General features: G+C 33.1%; 12 protein-coding genes and 1 riboswitch. Of the genes, 6 read left to right on the top strand and 6 right to left on the bottom strand.

The genetic code is table 11. From position 1 onward, the window contains the following. The first annotated feature begins 566 nt into the window (after positions 1-566). The 4 genes from aspS to gatB all read left to right on the top strand — a co-directional run bounded on the left by aspS (position 567) and on the right by gatB (position 5,332). On the top strand, positions 567-1,904 hold the full coding sequence (gene aspS / locus BN4220_RS07260) for an aspartate--tRNA(Asn) ligase (protein ID WP_066715451.1): 1,338 nt from the start codon (positions 567-569) through the stop codon (positions 1,902-1,904). A gap of 93 nt (positions 1,905-1,997) precedes the next feature. Then, positions 1,998-2,285: an Asp-tRNA(Asn)/Glu-tRNA(Gln) amidotransferase subunit GatC gene (gatC, locus tag BN4220_RS07255; RefSeq protein ID WP_066715177.1), complete on the top strand. Its 288-nt coding sequence runs from the start codon at positions 1,998-2,000 to the stop codon at positions 2,283-2,285. Between the two features lie 92 nt (positions 2,286-2,377). Then, positions 2,378-3,838 (top strand): Asp-tRNA(Asn)/Glu-tRNA(Gln) amidotransferase subunit GatA, encoded by a 1,461-nt coding sequence (gene gatA, locus BN4220_RS07250; protein ID WP_066715175.1) that lies wholly within the window; start codon positions 2,378-2,380, stop codon positions 3,836-3,838. A gap of 66 nt (positions 3,839-3,904) precedes the next feature. Then, positions 3,905-5,332: an Asp-tRNA(Asn)/Glu-tRNA(Gln) amidotransferase subunit GatB gene (gene gatB / locus BN4220_RS07245; RefSeq protein WP_066715173.1), complete on the top strand. Its 1,428-nt coding sequence runs from the start codon at positions 3,905-3,907 to the stop codon at positions 5,330-5,332. A 61-nt stretch (positions 5,333-5,393) separates the two neighbouring features. Here the strand turns inward: gatB and BN4220_RS07240 are convergent, their stop codons facing one another. Continuing rightward, a complete protein-coding gene (locus BN4220_RS07240) occupies positions 5,394-6,392 on the bottom strand; it encodes a DHH family phosphoesterase (RefSeq protein WP_066715172.1) in 999 nt (332 codons plus the stop codon). 4 nt (positions 6,393-6,396) lie between these two features. Further along, positions 6,397-8,199 carry an O-antigen ligase family protein gene (locus tag BN4220_RS07235; protein ID WP_066715170.1) on the bottom strand — a complete coding sequence of 601 codons (1,803 nt, stop codon included), beginning with the start codon at positions 8,197-8,199 and terminating at the stop codon, positions 6,397-6,399. Positions 8,200-8,646: 447 nt separating this feature from the next. Next, positions 8,647-8,794: riboswitch (ZMP/ZTP riboswitch) on the top strand. Between the two features lie 99 nt (positions 8,795-8,893). Here BN4220_RS07235 and purH point away from each other — a divergent pair. Then, a complete protein-coding gene (purH, locus tag BN4220_RS07230; RefSeq protein ID WP_148401716.1) occupies positions 8,894-10,459 on the top strand; it encodes a bifunctional phosphoribosylaminoimidazolecarboxamide formyltransferase/IMP cyclohydrolase in 1,566 nt (521 codons plus the stop codon). Between the two features lie 55 nt (positions 10,460-10,514). Here purH and BN4220_RS07225 read toward each other — a convergent pair whose 3' ends face one another. The 4 genes from BN4220_RS07225 to BN4220_RS07210 all read right to left on the bottom strand — a co-directional run bounded on the left by BN4220_RS07225 (position 10,515) and on the right by BN4220_RS07210 (position 14,535). After that, complete coding sequence (locus BN4220_RS07225; protein ID WP_066715168.1) at positions 10,515-12,551, bottom strand: hypothetical protein; 2,037 nt, start codon at positions 12,549-12,551, stop codon at positions 10,515-10,517. Continuing rightward, positions 12,532-13,425, bottom strand: a complete 894-nt coding sequence (locus BN4220_RS07220) for an ATP-binding cassette domain-containing protein (RefSeq protein WP_066715166.1) — start codon at positions 13,423-13,425, stop codon at positions 12,532-12,534. Before BN4220_RS07220 ends, BN4220_RS07225 begins: the two co-directional genes overlap by 20 nt. Next, entirely contained in the window at positions 13,418-13,774 is a 357-nt protein-coding gene (locus BN4220_RS07215; RefSeq protein ID WP_066715165.1) for a GntR family transcriptional regulator, read from the bottom strand. The genes BN4220_RS07220 and BN4220_RS07215 overlap by 8 nt, the downstream gene beginning before the upstream one ends. A 560-nt stretch (positions 13,775-14,334) precedes the next feature. Beyond that, positions 14,335-14,535 carry a cold-shock protein gene (locus BN4220_RS07210; RefSeq protein ID WP_066715163.1) on the bottom strand — a complete coding sequence of 67 codons (201 nt, stop codon included), beginning with the start codon at positions 14,533-14,535 and terminating at the stop codon, positions 14,335-14,337. A gap of 449 nt (positions 14,536-14,984) precedes the next feature. On the opposite strand from BN4220_RS07210, the gene BN4220_RS07205 reads away from it, so the two are divergent. Continuing rightward, on the top strand, positions 14,985-17,978 hold the full coding sequence (locus BN4220_RS07205) for an insulinase family protein (protein ID WP_082812190.1): 2,994 nt from the start codon (positions 14,985-14,987) through the stop codon (positions 17,976-17,978). The last annotated feature ends 128 nt before the right edge of the window (positions 17,979-18,106 follow it).

The following is an 18,106-nucleotide window of genomic DNA, read 5'->3' as shown; positions in this document are numbered from 1 at the left end:
ATATGGTAGGATGAATCAACGGCAAGGGTGTTGATATTACAATACCTTTGTCTTTTTTAAAATATTAGATATCGGCTATGAAAGAGACTTAAATACGTGTATGCATTTATAGACAGGAATGGCGTGTCACCGACTGAGAGCATGCCTTTGATGATAAGCGTATTTCGGAACACTCTGGAGCTCATAAGTTGAAACGAGGAATCGAAAGTAAGCTTATGCGTTGCACGCGTTAAGTGACAGACTAGCTATGTTGGTAGTGATTGTCTATGAGAGGGAAAGCATTGGCTTTCCAACGTGGGTGGTACCGCGGGAAAATTAGAATTTCTCGTCCCGGAATGATTGAATTGTGCGCAAGCACAAAGCAAAAGTTCCGGGACTTTTTTTATTGATAGAATTATAAAAAAGCCTCCGGAACGAAAATTTTAAAATTTTAGTTTGAAAGGAGGCTGTCAAGATAGCGCGGTTTTGTAAATTTAAAATGTAAACTTTGGTTGCATAGTAGAGATGCAAAATAAAGCTGTAAAATAAAGCTAATAAGAAGAATCGGCTATCTTGAACGAATGTTTATGGAATTTGTGACTGGTTTAAAAGAAAAAAAGGCATTAGAAATTAGTGACATTTTAAAAGGTGATTACGCCGGTAAAGAGGTTGTAATACGAGGGGCTGTGCATACCATTCGTGATATGAGTGAGTTCTCATTTATAATTGTGAGAAAGTATGAAGGACTTGTACAGTGTGTGTTTTATGAAGGTATGGAAGGATTTGATATCAAATCCTTAAAAGAAGGAGCAACAATTGAGGCAAAAGGTGTCGTAAGCTTAGAAGAGAGAGCACCAAATGGGTTTGAAATCAGGTTACAGGAAGTCAGTATTTTATCGGAACCAGCTCCTGATACAACGATGCCTATTCCAATTTCAAAGTGGAAGTTAAATACTTCTCTTGAAACAAAGCTTTCCCTACGCCCAATATCTCTACGCAACATTAGGGAACGTGCCATTTTTAAAATTCAAGAAGGCATCATTCGAGGGTTTCGTGACTTTTTATTCTCACAGCATTTTACAGAGATTAGGACTCCTAAAATTGTAGCAGGGAATGCTGAGGGTGGAGCGAATGTATTTAAACTTGAATATTTCGGGAAAAAGGCATTTTTAGCCCAGAGTCCTCAGTTTTACAAACAGATGATGGTTGGGGTTTATGATAGAGTATTTGAAGCAGCGCCAGTTTTTCGTGCAGAAAAACACAATACAACAAGACATTTAAATGAATATACAAGTTTAGATTTTGAGATGGGATACATTGATAGTTTTACAGAGATTATGGATATGGAAGCTGCGATGTTAAACTATGTATTTGAACTTTTAGAAAAAGAATATGCCAAAGAATTATCTATTTTAAACGTTACCTTACCAAATGTATCAAAAATTCCAACGGTCCGTTTTGACAAAGCTAAGGAATTGGTGGCGGAAAAATATGATAGGAAAATTAAAAATCCTTACGATTTAGAGCCGGAAGAAGAAGTTTTGATTGGAAAATATTTTAAAGAAGAGTTTGATAGTGATTTCGTATTTGTAACTCATTATCCATCAAAGAAGAGACCATTTTATGCGATGGATGACAAAGAGGATCCTAAGTTTACTTTAAGTTTTGACTTATTATTTAAAGGAATGGAGATTACGACAGGTGGTCAGCGTATTCATTCTTATGAGGAGCAGGTAGCTAAAATGGAGGCTAGAGGAATGGATATTTCTGATTTTACTAACTACCTAATGATTCATAAGCATGGAATGCCGCCTCATGGTGGACTTGGAATTGGATTAGAACGTTTGACAATGAGATTACTAGATGAGACAAATGTGCGTGAAACAACTATGTTTCCTAGGGATGTTTCTCGATTAGAGCCATAGTTAAGCCAAATATGGATAGCTATGAAAAATAATAGGAAAATTGAAGGTATTTGTTAAAACAAATCAAGCTATTATGGCGAAAGGGAGGTCACTATGAAGATTACGGATGAAATAATTACGTATGTAGCAGCTCTTGCAAAATTAGAGTTATCAGAAAGTGAGAAAGAAAAAGCAAAAGAGGATTTAGGTAAAATTCTTGACTATATCGATATAATGAATGAACTTGATACGAACGATATTGAACCAATGTCACATGCATTTCAGATGAAAAATGTATTCCGTGAAGACGTTGTTACGAATGGTGATGATAGAGAGAATATATTAAGAAATGCGAAAAAGCAAAAGGATGGAAGCTTTATGGTTCCTAAAACCGTTGAGTAATAAATAAGCCAAATGATTTAAATTAATAACTAAGTAAGATTATATTAAGTGGCTTATTTGTTTGCAGTAGTTCAGAAAGAGAGGTTGGTATCGTGGATATTACTAAATTAAGTGCCCTTGAATTGGGTATGAAAATAAAAGCAAAAGAAATATCAGTTATGGATGCAGTGGAAGCTCAACTTTTGGCAATTGGGAAAAGAGAAGGAATGTATCACTGCTATGTAACTGTTTTAAAAGAGCAAGCATTAGAACGTGCAAAAGAGGTGCAAAAAGCGATAGATGCTGGAGAGTATAAAGATTCTCCATTGGCGGGAGTTCCAATTGCCATTAAAGATAACATTTGTACCAAGGGAATTAAGACAACTTGTTCGTCCCATATTTTAGAGGATTTTATACCTCCATATGATGCGACGGTGATTAAAAAATTAGAAGCTGCTGGAGCAATCATAATAGGTAAAGTAAATATGGATGAATTTGCGATGGGAAGTACGACAGAAACCTCATATTTTGGAGTAACTAAGAATCCATTTCATACCGAACATGTACCAGGAGGATCGAGTGGTGGTGCAGCAGCGGCAGTTGCAGCGGAGGAAGCATTTCTAGCACTTGGTTCTGATACTGGAGGATCAATTAGACAACCCAGTGCATTTTGCGGGGTGACTGGAATTAAGCCAACGTATGGAACGGTTTCACGATATGGTTTAATTGCGTATGCTTCATCACTTGATCAAATTGGTCCAATTGCTAGAAATGTTTCTGATTGTGCGGTTGCTTTAGATATTATTTCAGGCAGTGATGCCTTGGATTCCACATGCGTACCAAAAGGTAAGTATGAGTATTCAAGTGCTCTTATTGATGATGTTAAAGGAATGAAAATTGGAATTCCAAAAGGATATTTGGGTGAGGGATTAGAAGATGAAGTAAGAGAAAGCATCCTATTGGCAGCTTCTGTTTTAAGGGAAAAGGGTGCAATAGTAGAGGAATTTGAGTTAGATGCGGTAGATTATGCAATTCCCGCCTATTATGTTATTGCATCTGCAGAGGCGAGTTCTAACTTATCTCGATATGATGGTGTGAAATATGGCTATCGTACTGAGAAGTTTGAAAATCTCCAAGAACTCTATAAACATACAAGAAGCGAAGGTTTTGGAAATGAAGTAAAACGCAGAATGATGATTGGCGCCTTTGTATTGAGTTCTGGTTATTACGATGCATATTACAATAAAGCGTTAAAGGTTAAGGCACTAATCAAACAAGGATTTGATAAAGCCTTTGAAAAATATGATGTAATCCTTGGTCCAACGGCTCCAACAACGGCACCTAAGCTTGGTGAAAGCTTATCAGATCCTTTAAAAATGTATCTTGGTGATATTTATACGGTTTCTGTAAACTTGGCGGGGCTTCCTGCAATTAGTTTACCATGTGGAATGGATAAAAAAGGTCTTCCAATCGGACTACAGATGATAGGAAAACCATTTGGTGAAAAGGATATTATCCGTGCTGCATATAGTTATGAAAAAACTAGAGAATATCAAAGACCAAAGTTAGTTTAAAGGAGGGTTGGTTGAAAAAGGAATTTCAACCAGATTGAGCGGCTTAACGGCAATATGGAGGTTAATATGAAATCATATGAAACAGTAATAGGATTGGAAGTTCACGTAGAACTAGCAACGAAAACAAAGATATTCTGTGGATGTACGACACAGTTTGGAAGCGATCCAAATACGCATTGCTGCCCTGTTTGTACAGGAATGCCAGGTACCTTACCTGTTTTAAATAAAAAAGTTGTTGAATATGCAATTGCAGCTGGGCTTGCAACGAATTGCAAAATCACACAAAAATGTAAATTTGATCGTAAAAATTATTTTTACCCAGACCTTCCAAAGGCATATCAGGTTTCACAACTTTACTTACCAATATGTAAAGATGGACATATTGAAATTGAAGTGGATGGAGTGAAAAAGAAAATTGGAATTCATGAAATTCATATGGAAGAAGATGCAGGTAAATTAATTCATGATCCATGGGAAGATGCTACCTTAGTTGATTATAATCGTTGTGGTGTCCCTCTAATTGAAATTGTTAGTGAACCAGATATGCGGTCTGCAGATGAGGTTATTGCTTATCTTGAAAAACTAAAGCTAATCTTACAGTACCTTGGAGTTTCAGACTGTAAAATGCAAGAAGGTTCATTACGTGCAGATATCAACCTTTCTGTAAGAGAAGTTGGTGCAAAAGAATTTGGAACACGTACAGAAATGAAGAATATGAACTCATTTAAGGCAATTGCAAGAGCGATTGAAGGCGAGAGAAAACGCCAAATTGAAGTATTGGAATATGGCAAGAAAGTAATTCAAGAAACAAGACGATGGGATGATAATAAAGATACTAGCTTTGCAATGCGTAGTAAGGAAGATGCGCAAGATTATCGCTATTTCCCAGAGCCAGACCTAGTGCCAATTGAAATCAGTGATGAGTGGTTAAAAGAAATTAAGGATAAAGAACCAGAGCTTAGAGATGCGAAGATGCTTCGCTATGAAAGGGAGTATGATATTCCTGAATATGATGCTAGTATAATTACTGGATCAAAAAGATTAGCAGATATATTTGAAGCTACGGTTGCCATCTGTAATAAACCAAAAGAGGTATCAAACTGGCTTATGGTAGAGACAATGCGTTTATTAAAAGAAGTGGAAATAGATGCAGAAGACTTATCCCTTAGTCCAGAAAAGTTAGCAGAGTTGATTCAGTTAATTGACGAGGGTAAAATAAACCGTACAGTTGCAAAAGAAGTATTTGAGCAAATATTTAAAAATGATGTTAATCCGAAGCAATACGTTATAGAGCATGGACTTGTAATGGTTAATGATGATGGAGTATTGCGTGAAACAATTCTTAAAGTAATGGAAGCAAATCCGCAATCCATAGCAGATTTTAAGGCTGGAAAAGAAAAAGCGCTTGGATTTATTGTTGGTCAGACGATGAAAGAGATGAAGGGGAAAGCGAACCCTGGCAAGATTAACGAAATTATAAAAGAATTATTATAGTTAAAAAACTCTTGAATGAATTCTATACATTTACGTAAGTATTCGTTCAAGAGTTTTTAATTTAAATTTGCATATTCATTTGTTCTGCTTTTATTTGAGCATTAATTAATTCAACCACACGTTGCTCTATAATTTTTGCAATTTCCATAGCTTCATGCTCGGTCGCTATCTGTGGGATAAAACCAGCTGCCATATCTGAATGGCCACCACCTTCACCGTAGCCTTCTAAAGCATGGTTAATAATTTCGGATACATCAATTGTGTCCCAGGTACAGCGAATTGAAAACTTTAAACCACCTGCACGATAAGAATAAAGCAATGTAAACTCGATTTCTGAGAGTGTTAACAAGAAGTCAGAAATACTTCCAATCATCGCTTCTGAACAATCATTTCCAACATTTGATATACCTACGTAGCCATAGATTCTTAAGTTAGAGATTGCATTTTGATAATTTTCTAAATTGTTAACATTCATAGTGCTTGTATCGAATCTACGGAGTTGACTGTGATTCGCTACTTTATATAAGAAGTAAAACATATCAATGTCAATTTCTGATACATTACGTGTCATGAATGTGGTATCGATACGCTGTCCATATACTAAAGCAGTAGCAATATCCACAGGTATTTCTATATTATTTTCTTTATAGTAGCTTGCAATGATGGAGGAGCAAGCACCTGCATTACTTTGAATATCATGATATAAATAGCAATCTGTATTTTGTTTTTTATGATGGTCAATACAAGCAATTACATTACCTTTTAAACCATGCATATTAATATTTCCCTTTTGTCCATCAACAAGTATAATTTCGTCATTCGTATTAAATTGAATATATTCAATTGGAATGAGCTTTATATTTAATAAATTAATCATCATGATAGTATTCTCTTTATCGATAATGCCGTGATAAACAATTGTTGCAACTTTTCCCTTTGATTCTAAAAGATATTGTAAGCCTCTAGCGCTTGCAATTGCATCTTGGTCTGGGAAGTTGTGCATTTGTATATAGACATGATCATTATGAATACATTTCATAAGCTCATCTAATTTTGTCATTTAGTTATTTCCTCTCATCTAAAATTTTCGACTCTAAGTTATTTTGTTTTACAATTTGATTTACAGCGATTCCGACACCAATGACAGCCCAAAATACTGGAGCTACTGTTATACTTGAGTCATTTGAAATTGCACTTATCATATAACTTATAGTCCCTACAAATATAGCTATGCCAATGTAGGTAAGTTTAGAATTAGACTTATCATTAATGTAAAGTTTTATACAACTAATAAAATACATAATATAAAATACTAAAAATGCAATTAAGGAAATAACACCAGTTTGTACAGCAATTTGAAGATATAAGCTGTGTGGTTTTGTCACTAAGTTCTCCCAATACCCGTAATTATGAAATCCTACATAATCATATTGTGGAAACGCAATTGCAAAAGTGTCAGCACCAGATCCAAGAAAAATATAATCTTTTAATAATGGAATAGTTCTAGACCAAATATAGCCACGGTTTGTAGCTAAATTTTCATAGCCATCAAATACTGCTGTTTCTGGAGTTTGAATTTTGCTTAAGTTTCCATATCGATTAAAGTATTCATATTCGCCAGATTCTGTGAAGTTTGTAAAATACCAAGCCCTATTCTCAATATTTAGACAAAATGCGTAAACGTCGTCATATAACGCTGGAGACATTGTTATACCTGCAAAACGCTCATCTGTAAATTGATATGTATAACCATCGTCTGCAATTGTAAAATCAATTGGATTATCATTGCTATCCACTGCACTATACATAATAGTGTTATCTTCAATGATGATAGTTGCTTTTAATACATTTCCTTTATAGGTAACATAAACACCATCTTCTTTTGTTTCAATACTTGTGAGATTTGGTTCTGGTAATTTAGTAGTATTAAAGACGTATTTAATTGCATTGATAAAAGCATTATTATTTATTTTATTAACAACAAAGAAAGATCCAATAATAATAACTACAATTGGTACAATAATCTTCCATTTTTTTAATAATTGTTTACGAAGGAATATTAAAATAAATAAAGCAGCTACAAGTATACTAGCAAATCCAGCCTTGGATTGAGATCCAAATAAGCTAATAACTGAAGTTATTAATACTAGCCCATATAAAACAAATTGATAAAGTTTTTTTGCATTTATTAATATGACAGAAAACATTGGTATTAAAAAGGAGGTATATACGCCAACATAGTTTGGATTATATAAAGATGCGTAGGTACGTCCTTTTTCCATAGTTATTTCATAACTAGATGCATACATATCAAGTCCAAAAGCCTGGAAGGCACCAATCGTACATAGAATCAATGCACCAACAGCTAGCGCATCTACCATTAAGGTAACTTCGTCTTCTGTACGTATAATTAAAAATGCATAATAAACGACTAATGCATATCCAAGTAAAGCAAATACGTTCTCGAATTGCTCAAACATTCCTGTGTAACCAAACTTTGAGTATTTGGAAACAATTGTTGATAATAATGCTAGGAATGCATATGTACCAAGTGGAATAAAGATAGGTTTAAATTTTAATGTCTTTTTGTCCGTAAATGCTCGAAAGCAAATGATTAACAAGATCACTCCACAAATTGTAACGAAGAACCACTGTTTATAATATAGAAAGAAGTCAGTAAATCCATCGGATTTCGGAAACCAATCAAAGATGGATAAACCAGTATTGTAATCATGTGCTTTTACAATGAGTGGCAGGACAGTAACAATTAATAATAAGGGCAGTAATAGAAAGAAACTTTCTGTTTTTGTCCGTGTTTCGGCAACGGTGTTTTTTTTGCGGCTGCCAGTATTGTACTTATTCGACATATTGTTCTCCTTTATTTTTAGGTATATAAAATTTTCTGCTTAATAATAAGAAGTTTCGTGGGTTTCTTATTTTAGGTAGAACAAAAGTGGGTTCTACTGTAAGCTAGTGATAAGAAGCGAAAGAGTGGGCTTCTTATTGTTAAATGGACTCTAAGAAGCGAAAGACATGCTTCTTATCGTTAAGTAGACTCTAAGAAGCGAAGAACACGCTTCTTATCGTTAAGTAGACTCTAAGAAGCGAAGAACACGCTTCTTATCGTTAAACTGTGTAAAACTTCGTTTTACACAGTTTATATTATACACGAATTTACTACAATGACAATAGTTGATGAAGATGCCTTGTTATATAATATCTACTTATTTTATTGATTAAAATATTGTATAATCTATGGGAGGTTATATTGGAATTTCATCTTGAACTTATATTTGAAATATAGTACACTAAATTTAGATTTGTACGACTGGCGGAAAATGAATATAGTTACATAATGGACTCTAGGGATGTTTATATGTAATTTTTATATTCATGTGGGAGAACACCCACAGGGAGTACATGATTATTTTATACGAATAGCCGACCGCCTGGGCAACCACCTTATACTTATTATAGGAAAGGGGTTTCCCAGGTGGTTTTTTTATGCATTTTATTAACTTTCAAACGAGAAATCTCGAGAAATTTTGTAGTAAGAAAGGAATGGGTGTCAAGATGAGAGCTTTAATTAGTGTTTCTGACAAAACTGGAATCGTTGAATTTGCAAGGGAATTAGTTGATTTAGGGATTGAGATTATTTCAACTGGTGGAACTTATAATAAGTTAAGAGAAGCAGGGGTACCTGCCATGGAAGTTTCTGAATTAACTGGTTTTCCAGAATGCTTGGATGGCCGTGTAAAAACCTTACATCCTATGATTCATGCAGGACTATTAGCAATGAGAAGCAATGAAAATCATATGAGACAGTTGTCCGATTTAAATATTGAAACAATAGATATGGTTGTTGTTAATTTATATCCATTTAAGGCAACTATTTTAAAAGATGGAGTTACAAGAGCAGAAGCAGTTGAAAATATAGATATTGGCGGACCTACAATGCTTCGTTCTGCAGCTAAAAATTATCAAGATGTTGCGGTTGTTGTGGACCCTAGAGATTACGAAACAGTACTTAATGAATTAAAAGAAAACAAAGAAGTTACTCTTGACACCAAATTTTACTTAATGCAAAAGGTTTTTATGCATACATCCAATTACGATACAATGATAGCAGATTATTTAAAGAAGGAAAGAAATGATCACGAATTACCTGAAACCTTAACAATGACATTTGAAAAGGTTCAAGATATGAGATATGGTGAAAATCCACATCAAAGTGCAGCATTTTATCGTGAGATTGGCAAGAAAAAGGGTTCTATTACAGATGCAGTTCAGTTAAATGGTAAGGAACTTTCCTTTAATAACATCAATGATACCAATGGAGCTTTGGAGTTGTTAAAAGAATTTACTGAACCTACTGTGGTTGCTTGTAAGCATGGTAATCCTTGTGGAGTTGGTAGCGATGAAGATATCGTAGTAGCATGGGATAAAGCATTTGAAGCAGATAAGGTTTCAATTTATGGTGGAATTGTTGTCGTAAACCGTGAAGTTACTTTAGCGCTTGCAGAGAAGATGAAACCAGTGTTTTTAGAGGTAGTAGTTGCCCCAAGCTATGAAAAAGAAGCTTTAGAATTATTGCAAACAAAGAAGAATGTTCGTGTACTTGAGCTAAAGGATATTGAAGTTCCACAAGATGAGAATGCTTACGACTTAAAGAAGGTGAATGGTGGATTAATTGTACAAACCATTGATAGTAAGCTTTTAAATAAAGAAGAGTTAAAAGTAGTTACTGACCGTGCACCTTCTGAAAAAGAAATGGAAGATATGTACTTTGCATGGAAAGTTGTTAAATTTGTGAAGTCAAACGGTATTGCACTTGCAAAAGATAAGCAAACAGTAGGAATTGGACCTGGACAGGTGAACCGAGTTTGGTCAACAAGACAAAGTATTGAACATGCAGCAGAACTTATCAATGAAGAGGCAACCAAAGGAGCTGTATTAGCTTCCGATGCATTTTTCCCATTTGATGATTGTGTGGAAGCTGCGCATAAAGCTGGCATCACAGCGATTATTCAACCAGGTGGTTCCATTCGTGATGAGGATTCCATTAAGAAATGTAATGAATATGGAATTGCAATGGTATTTACAGGAATGCGTCATTTTAAACATTAAAAAACAGCCATCCTACTATGTTTATGAAATCATAGTGGGGTGGCTGTTATATTTGTTAGTTCATAAATTCAGAATATACTCTGCTTGCAATTTCACTATAGTTTGCAGGTATTACATAACGATAATTATCTATGAACAGATAATAGCAAGGTTCATCAGTTACATATTGATACATTGCATTGTCAAGGAGTGTAGCTACATCGTCTGTAAGCTCTGTAATCTGGCATTGTTGTGTGATAGATTGATAGTCTACCCTACTGGTATAATAATTTGATTTGTATTCAGATTCACTCTCTGGTGCAACTAAAAACACATTTCGAGTGGATATGAGAGATTTATAATCGCTTTCATTTAATGATATATAAAGGTTATTATCCTTTAAAAATTGTATTGTATTGGTGTAACTTGGATGAACACCAATCTTAGTCCCATTTCCAAAGTATAGCTTCATACCAGTAGAAGTATTTGGTTTTAAATAGTCTTCCAAAGAAATTTCTTTTAAATCTTTACGAAGTGCTTCCCAAAGTCCTTTAATCACTGAACTTCTTGTTTCATTCAAATCAAATGATTTGGTAGAGTAAATATCGCTAATATAAACATAGTTTATTTTATAAACCGTTTCAATCATTTGATCAATATATTCATCACTCAATTCGATTGGTGCAAGCATTAATAAATCTTCCAAGGAGGTGTCATAATATCTGGAATAATCCAAACCAAATTTTAAGTCAAATGCCATTGTAGTAAGACTAGTAGTATCAACAATATAATCTGGTGCCGATACAGAATCTACTTCAGAATCTTTGATACCAAGTTCATACATATTAACTTGTATCGTATCATTCGCGGTTGCTTTTTGTTTTACTTCCTCGAATTTCTTTAATTGAGATTCTTGAAATGTAAGCAAACGTTCGATATTCATTGGATCTTTTAGTTCAATCGTACTGTATTGATATTCACCTTGATTTAAAATACCATCATAATTTAGTGTTATTGATTTTATGTTAGAAGCATTGCTTTTACGATACACTAAGCCAAAACCATCGCTTGTTTTAAAAACAAATAAGAACAATATTACTGAGGATAGAATTACAACGTAACGGACGAAAATACGTAACATCTTTTGAATTCCACGGTTTGTAATTACTTCAAATATAAAGAATACGACGGAAAGAATAACAATTAAATTAATATATCCAACACCTTGTCTGTAGAGGAAGGAACCAATAATAAATACAATGGAAGATAGTATCGTATAATAAAATGCTTTCACAACAAAAGGTTTTGTTACTTCCTCAGCAAGTCGTTTCGTCTGAATCTTTAAAGAAAGTAAAAATAACAGTGCTATGACCAAAAGATATGGAATTATCCATGAAATTCGTATACGATTGGACTCAGCAATCAAGTAAACAAGGCCACCAATTGGACTAGTCCGTTCTAATATTTTATAAATTAACTCGTTTTCTGATATGGAGTAAAGACTTCCGATGATGTTTATATTTAGTGTATAAAAAAACAATGGAATAATAAAATTAAAATACACGGAAGCCGTAATTGCTTCAAACAAATTACCAGTACAGGATATAATAAATACCGTTAGCGTATATAAAAATATCATAAGAAGTAAGGCGATGAACATAAATTTAAAAAGACTTTGGTGCTCATAAAAAGACTTAGTTCTATATAGATTAAACATATATCCTATCTTTATATTACGCAATACGAATAAAATGATTTGTGTAAGTATCATTTGTATCAAATAAGGTATTACATATAAGGTAAGCCCAGCAAAATAGTCGCTTAAAAATTGTTGCTTTCTCGTAAGGGGAAGAGCATATACCATATCTACTTTTGATTTTTGGTTCATATATAGAAATTTTTGTAGTGGAATATAAATACCACAAGCAAAGATTAGTGCATAGGCAATAAAGGAAATAAAGATGGTATTGCGATATCCATTTTGTAACATGCTTATCATTAGATAAGGAAATGCCATAAGATTTAAAATCATTAATACAATAAAAAGTTTGACATCCATTGCTTTTTGTTTGAAATTAACTATGGCGTAATTATTAGATTTGCTTGCTATCATAACCTTGTGCCTCCATTTCATAAACAAATATTTCATCAAGTGTCAAAGGAAGAATGGATTCTAACACAAGATTTTTATGACTTAACAATGTTTCAATCTCGGTTGCCTTGTTACGTACCACCATATGAATGGATGTGCCAGTACGTTTAAAATGCAATATGTTTAATTCTTTAAAATCTGTTTCTGTCATTGTCGTTTGTGTTGTAATTTCTACTTTTGACATACCGTTTCTAAGTTCATCCACTTCACGCATACATAACATGTTACCTTTGTGCATTAACATGATTGTGTCACAAATCTCGTTTAATTCAAACAAGTGATGGGAGGAGATGATTACCGTTAAATTTCGGTCTAACATAGCGTCAATCAAAATTCGCTTTACAGTCAAACGCATCGTCTGGTCAATTCCATCAAATGCTTCATCTAAAAAAAGATACTTTGTCATACAGGATAACCCAATCGCTAGAATTGCCTGTCGTTTCATACCTTTAGAAAAATGACTCATCTTTTGATCCATAGGCAGAGCAGTAATTTCAATTAGGCGCTGAAACAATTCTTCTGAAAAATTACTGTAGTATGGTTTATAAATGTTTTTTAGATCAGGGATTGTATAGTTATTAAATTGTACGGTCTCATCATTAATAAAAAAGATGGTCTCTTTTATTGCTACATTATCATAAACACTTTGTCCATCCACAGTAATTTCACCGGAATCTTGTTTATAAATGCCGGATAAAAGACGCAATAATGTTGATTTACCAGCACCGTTGGAACCCACAAGACCTAAGATATGACCATCCTCTAATGTAAAACTCATATTTTCTATGATATTTTTCTTACCAATTTGTTTATATACTTGTTTTAGTTCAATCATAAGATATCTCCTTTATTCTCACTATGAGATCTTCCTTTGAAAATCCCAACTTTAACGATTCAACAACAGCTTTGTCAAAATTATCAAGAGCTTTTTCAGCAACCATTTTTTTATCGATTGGAGCAATAAAATTGCCACGACCAGTTACAGAAAAAATAATGCCATTACGTTCTAATTCCTGATAAGCTTTTTGTACAGTATTAGGATTTACCCCCAACTCTTTTGCAAGAGATCTAACGGAGGGGATTTGGTCTTCTTCCTTTAGTTGTCCTTTCATAACCAATTCAATGATTTTATTGTAAAGTTGTTCATAGATAGGTATTCTTGAATTTAGATTTATTTGAAACAAGGTGTTCCTCCTTTCATTCATCGTTTTATAAGAATGTATTAAGTGTATTAGTTCAGATAGTACAGTTGAATATTATCATGTATATAAAGGATTTGCAACCATTAAATTGAAAAATTAGAAAAATTTTATATGATGTTAGACGAAAATGGTGCTATAATTGACGTTTTAGTTCGATTTTATTATTAATATGGTTGTTTTATAGTGAAATAGAAAAAGTGCTGTCATACTAACAATTGATAAATCGTAGGTATGGCAGCACTTTTTTGCGTATCTTTATACTATTAATTCTTGCATTTGATTTATGTTATATTCCAGGTAATCTGTTAAAAAATTCGTCTTTATTTTCTTTTATATTTTTTGTATCGCTACAGTATCCCTAAGCAATGGAATTTACTTAAACCTCTATTGCTAAGTATGAGGATGGGAAAAAAACGAGTGGAGAAACATTATATAAATAAATTCACATAATTGTTTCTCCACTCATTTGTTGTTATACCCGCCCAACTGTAAGAAGTTTTATCTATATCTCTATATATAAAATTTCCAATTGTTTTTGTCGATTATAACTTAACTACATTAGCAGCCTGAGGACCTTTTTCGCCTTCAACAACTTCAAATTCAACAGCTTCGCCTTCTTCAAGAACTTTGAAACCGTCCATGTTTAAAGCAGAGAAATGTACGAAAACATCGCTACCCTGTTCATCGGAAATAAATCCAAAACCCTTTTTTGCATTAAACCACTTAACTGTACCCTTTTTCATAAAAAGTGCCTCCTGAAAACTGTTAAAAATATGTACTAGTACGAATTATCATGATGATAATCTACGCCTAATTTACCATATTATTCATATATTGTCAATTTAACTTTGTAAGAATTTGCATAAAATATGTAATTTTGTTACTTTTTTACAAAAATTAGCATGAGATAATTTGATTTGTTTTTTTTTATCTCATTTTATTGTTAAAAACAGAAAAAATAAGGCTTGTCTTTACGATTTATGAAGTAAATACGTATGACAAATGTTTCAATATATGGTATAATATGCTCCATAGGCTAATTTTTACAATGCATCTAAAGAATAAAAATTATTAACATATCAAGCCAATAAAACTGGAAATAACGAATATTTCAGGCATAAATATATCGAGTCAGTGAGATAATGGTTTTAGATTACATGAAATTTAAGAATAAGGAAAGGAAAGATAAATAATGGAAATAGAGAAAAATAATAAGATAAATTTTGAACAGCTTTCCGCTTACCAATTAGAATATCAAGAAGATTTAAAAGATACAAATAGTTTAGGCCTTGTTTTTCGACATAAGAAATCAGGAGCAAGGGTATGTGTAATATCCAATGATGATAATAATAAGGTATTTTCAATTGCATTTCGTACTCCACCAAAAGATAGCACGGGTGTAGCACATATTATTGAGCATACAGTACTTTGCGGTTCTAAAAACTTCCCAGCAAAGGATCCGTTTATTGAACTTGCCAAAGGCTCTTTAAATACATTTTTAAATGCTATGACATATTCCGATAAGACAATGTATCCGATTGCAAGCTGTAACGACAAGGATTTTCAGAATTTAATGCATGTTTATATGGATGCAGTGTTCTATCCTAATATTTATAATAGAAGAGAGATCTTTGAACAAGAAGGTTGGCATTATGAACTGGAAAGCAAGGACGATGAATTGACCTATAATGGTATTGTATATAGCGAAATGAAGGGAGCGTTTTCTTCTCCAGAACAACAATTATATAGAGAAATTCAAAGTAGCTTATATCCAGATACAGCATACGGTGTGGAATCTGGTGGAGATCCTGATTATATTCCTGACTTAAGTTATGAAGAATATTTAGATTTCCATAGAAAATACTATCATCCATCCAATAGTTATATTTATCTATATGGTGACGTTGATGTTGTAGAAAAGTTAACATGGTTAGATGAAGCTTATCTTTGTGAATATGATACCTTAAATGTAGATTCTGTGATTCAGAAGCAAGAAGCATTTGGATGCAAGGAAATAGAAAGCTTTTATTCCTTAAGTGATAGTGATAAGGAAGAAAATAACACATATCTAAGCTTTAATGCTGTAATTGGAAGCTCCTTGGACGTAGAGCAATGCATTGCATTTCAGGTGATTGAGTCTGCAATTCTATCTTCCCCAGGTGCACCGCTAAAGCAAGCATTAATTGAGGCTGGAATCGGTAGTGATATTCTTAGTAGTTTTGATAATGAAATATTACAACCAAACTTTTCGATTATTGCAAAAAATTCAAATAAATCACAGAAAGATGAATTTATAAGAATAATCAAGGATACGTTACAAAAGATCGTAAAAGAGGGTATCAATGAAAATTCATTAAAAGCAGCAATTAACGTATTAGAATTCCGTTACCGTGAAGCGGATTTTGGTCAATTTCCAAAAGGCTTACTTTTAGGCATTCAAATTATGGGAAGCTGGCTTTATGATGATACTAAGGCTTTTGCTTATATGCATGGGAATGAAATATTCGAACAATTAAAAAATAAGATTGGTACAGGATATTATGAAGAGCTAATTGATCGCTTTTTACTTCATTCCGATCATGTAACTCATTTTATGCTTTCTCCAAAGAAAGGATTAAATAGAGAAAAAGAAGAAGCCCTTGCTAAAAAATTAGCTTCTTATAAAGAATCATTAAGTGATGAAGAGATTGAAGCATTGGTAGCTTCTACAAAGCATTTACAAGAATATCAGGAAACACCTTCTACAAAAGAAGAGTTGCTTAAAATACCGATGTTAAAGCGTGAAGATATTGCAAAAGAAGCTCCAGCACTCTATAACGAGGAAAAAGAAATTGGTGGAATTCCAGTACTTCATCATGAAGTATTTACAAATGGAATTGCTTATATTAAGTGTTTATTTGATATTAGTGATATTGAGGAAGAATTGTTACCTTATTTAAATTTATTGTCTGCAGTTCTTGGTTATATTGATACTAAGAATTATAGCTTCTTGGAATTATCCAATGAAGTTAATATGCATACAGGAGATATGAGAACAGACTTTACTGCTTTTAATAAGAAGAATGATCCAGAATATTATCGTCCAGTATTTTATTTTAGTGCAAAATTATTGTATGATGAGATGCCAAAAGCATTTGAACTTATACAAGAAATTATTTTTGAATCAAAACTTTTCGATACAAAGAGACTGCTTGAGATTTTAAAGGAAATCAAATCTAGATTACAAATGAAGATGAATTCCAGCGGACACAATGTTGCAGTTGACCGTGCATTATCCTATATTTCACAAAGTGGATATTATAGCGATTTAACAAAGGGTGTTCGTTTCTATCAGTTTGTTGCGGATTTAGTAGAAAACTTTGAAGATAAGAAAGATCAATTTGCAGCGAATTTAAGTAAACTTTTAAAATTAATTTTTAATGAAATGAAGTTAGTTGTAAGTATTACAGCGGAGCAAAAAGGGTATGAGGTACTTGAAAAGGTTCTTCCTAGCTTTGTAGATACCTTAGTTAAGGAAAATGATGCATCAAATGAACTTGCAAATAGCGGAAAGAGAACCGTAAATGATGTATTAAAGCCAGCAAGTTATAATTTCCCTATAGAAAAATTAAACGAAGGATTCACCTATTCTGGTCAAGTACAATATGTTGCAACCTGTGGTAACTTTATTAAGGCAGGTCTTAAGTCAAATGGTTCATTAAAAGTGTTAAAGACTATTTTAGGATATGATTATCTTTGGAATAAGGTACGTGTAAAAGGCGGCGCATATGGCTGTATGTGTAGTTTTTCTGGTTTGGATGGAAGTTCCTACATTGTTTCCTACCGTGATCCTAACTTAAAAGAAACCGTAGATGTTTATAAAAATACTAAGAATTATGTTGAGAATTTTGAAGTAGATGAAAGAGATATGACAAAATATATCATAGGTACAATGAGTTCAGTAGATACGCCTCTAACACCTATGATGAAAGGAAGTCGCTCATTAAATGCATATTTATGTGGTGTTAGCCATGCAGATATTCAAAAGGACCGCGATGAAATTCTTAATACAACTAAAGAAGATATACGTAAAACAGCTATAATTGTAGATTCCGTCATATCCGAGAACAATTTATGTGTCATCGGAAATGAGAAGAAAGTTGCAGATAATAAAGAGATGTTTTATAATGTAAAACCACTGCTATAATTTATGATAAGCTTATTAGAGAAGTTTAGGTTATGAATATGCGGGAATCATTATAAATTGAGATACAATTTTAATTTAAGAATACGGTACTTACATCAAATTTAAGGTATTTGTGTGTTAGTGCCGTG

Origin of the sequence: Clostridium sp. Marseille-P299 (genome assembly GCF_900078195.1) — a bacterium.
In the GTDB taxonomy this organism is placed as follows: domain Bacteria; phylum Bacillota; class Clostridia; order Lachnospirales; family Lachnospiraceae; genus Lachnoclostridium.
This window is presented reverse-complemented; position numbering and strand designations above follow the sequence as displayed.

What these genes read in the sequence shown, in the direction of transcription:
- BN4220_RS07220 (WP_066715166.1), bottom strand. Translation starts at nt 13,425, where the DNA reads ATGATTGAACTAAAACAAGTATATAAACAAATTGGTAAGAAAAATATC.
- gatB (WP_066715173.1), top strand. Translation starts at nt 3,905, where the DNA reads ATGAAATCATATGAAACAGTAATAGGATTGGAAGTTCACGTAGAACTA.
- BN4220_RS07240 (WP_066715172.1), bottom strand. Translation starts at nt 6,392, where the DNA reads ATGACAAAATTAGATGAGCTTATGAAATGTATTCATAATGATCATGTC.
- gatC (WP_066715177.1), top strand. Translation starts at nt 1,998, where the DNA reads ATGAAGATTACGGATGAAATAATTACGTATGTAGCAGCTCTTGCAAAA.
- aspS (WP_066715451.1), top strand. Translation starts at nt 567, where the DNA reads ATGGAATTTGTGACTGGTTTAAAAGAAAAAAAGGCATTAGAAATTAGT.
- BN4220_RS07225 (WP_066715168.1), bottom strand. Translation starts at nt 12,551, where the DNA reads ATGATAGCAAGCAAATCTAATAATTACGCCATAGTTAATTTCAAACAA.
- BN4220_RS07210 (WP_066715163.1), bottom strand. Translation starts at nt 14,535, where the DNA reads ATGAAAAAGGGTACAGTTAAGTGGTTTAATGCAAAAAAGGGTTTTGGA.
- BN4220_RS07205 (WP_082812190.1), top strand. Translation starts at nt 14,985, where the DNA reads ATGGAAATAGAGAAAAATAATAAGATAAATTTTGAACAGCTTTCCGCT.
- purH (WP_148401716.1), top strand. Translation starts at nt 8,894, where the DNA reads ATGGGTGTCAAGATGAGAGCTTTAATTAGTGTTTCTGACAAAACTGGA.
- BN4220_RS07235 (WP_066715170.1), bottom strand. Translation starts at nt 8,199, where the DNA reads ATGTCGAATAAGTACAATACTGGCAGCCGCAAAAAAAACACCGTTGCC.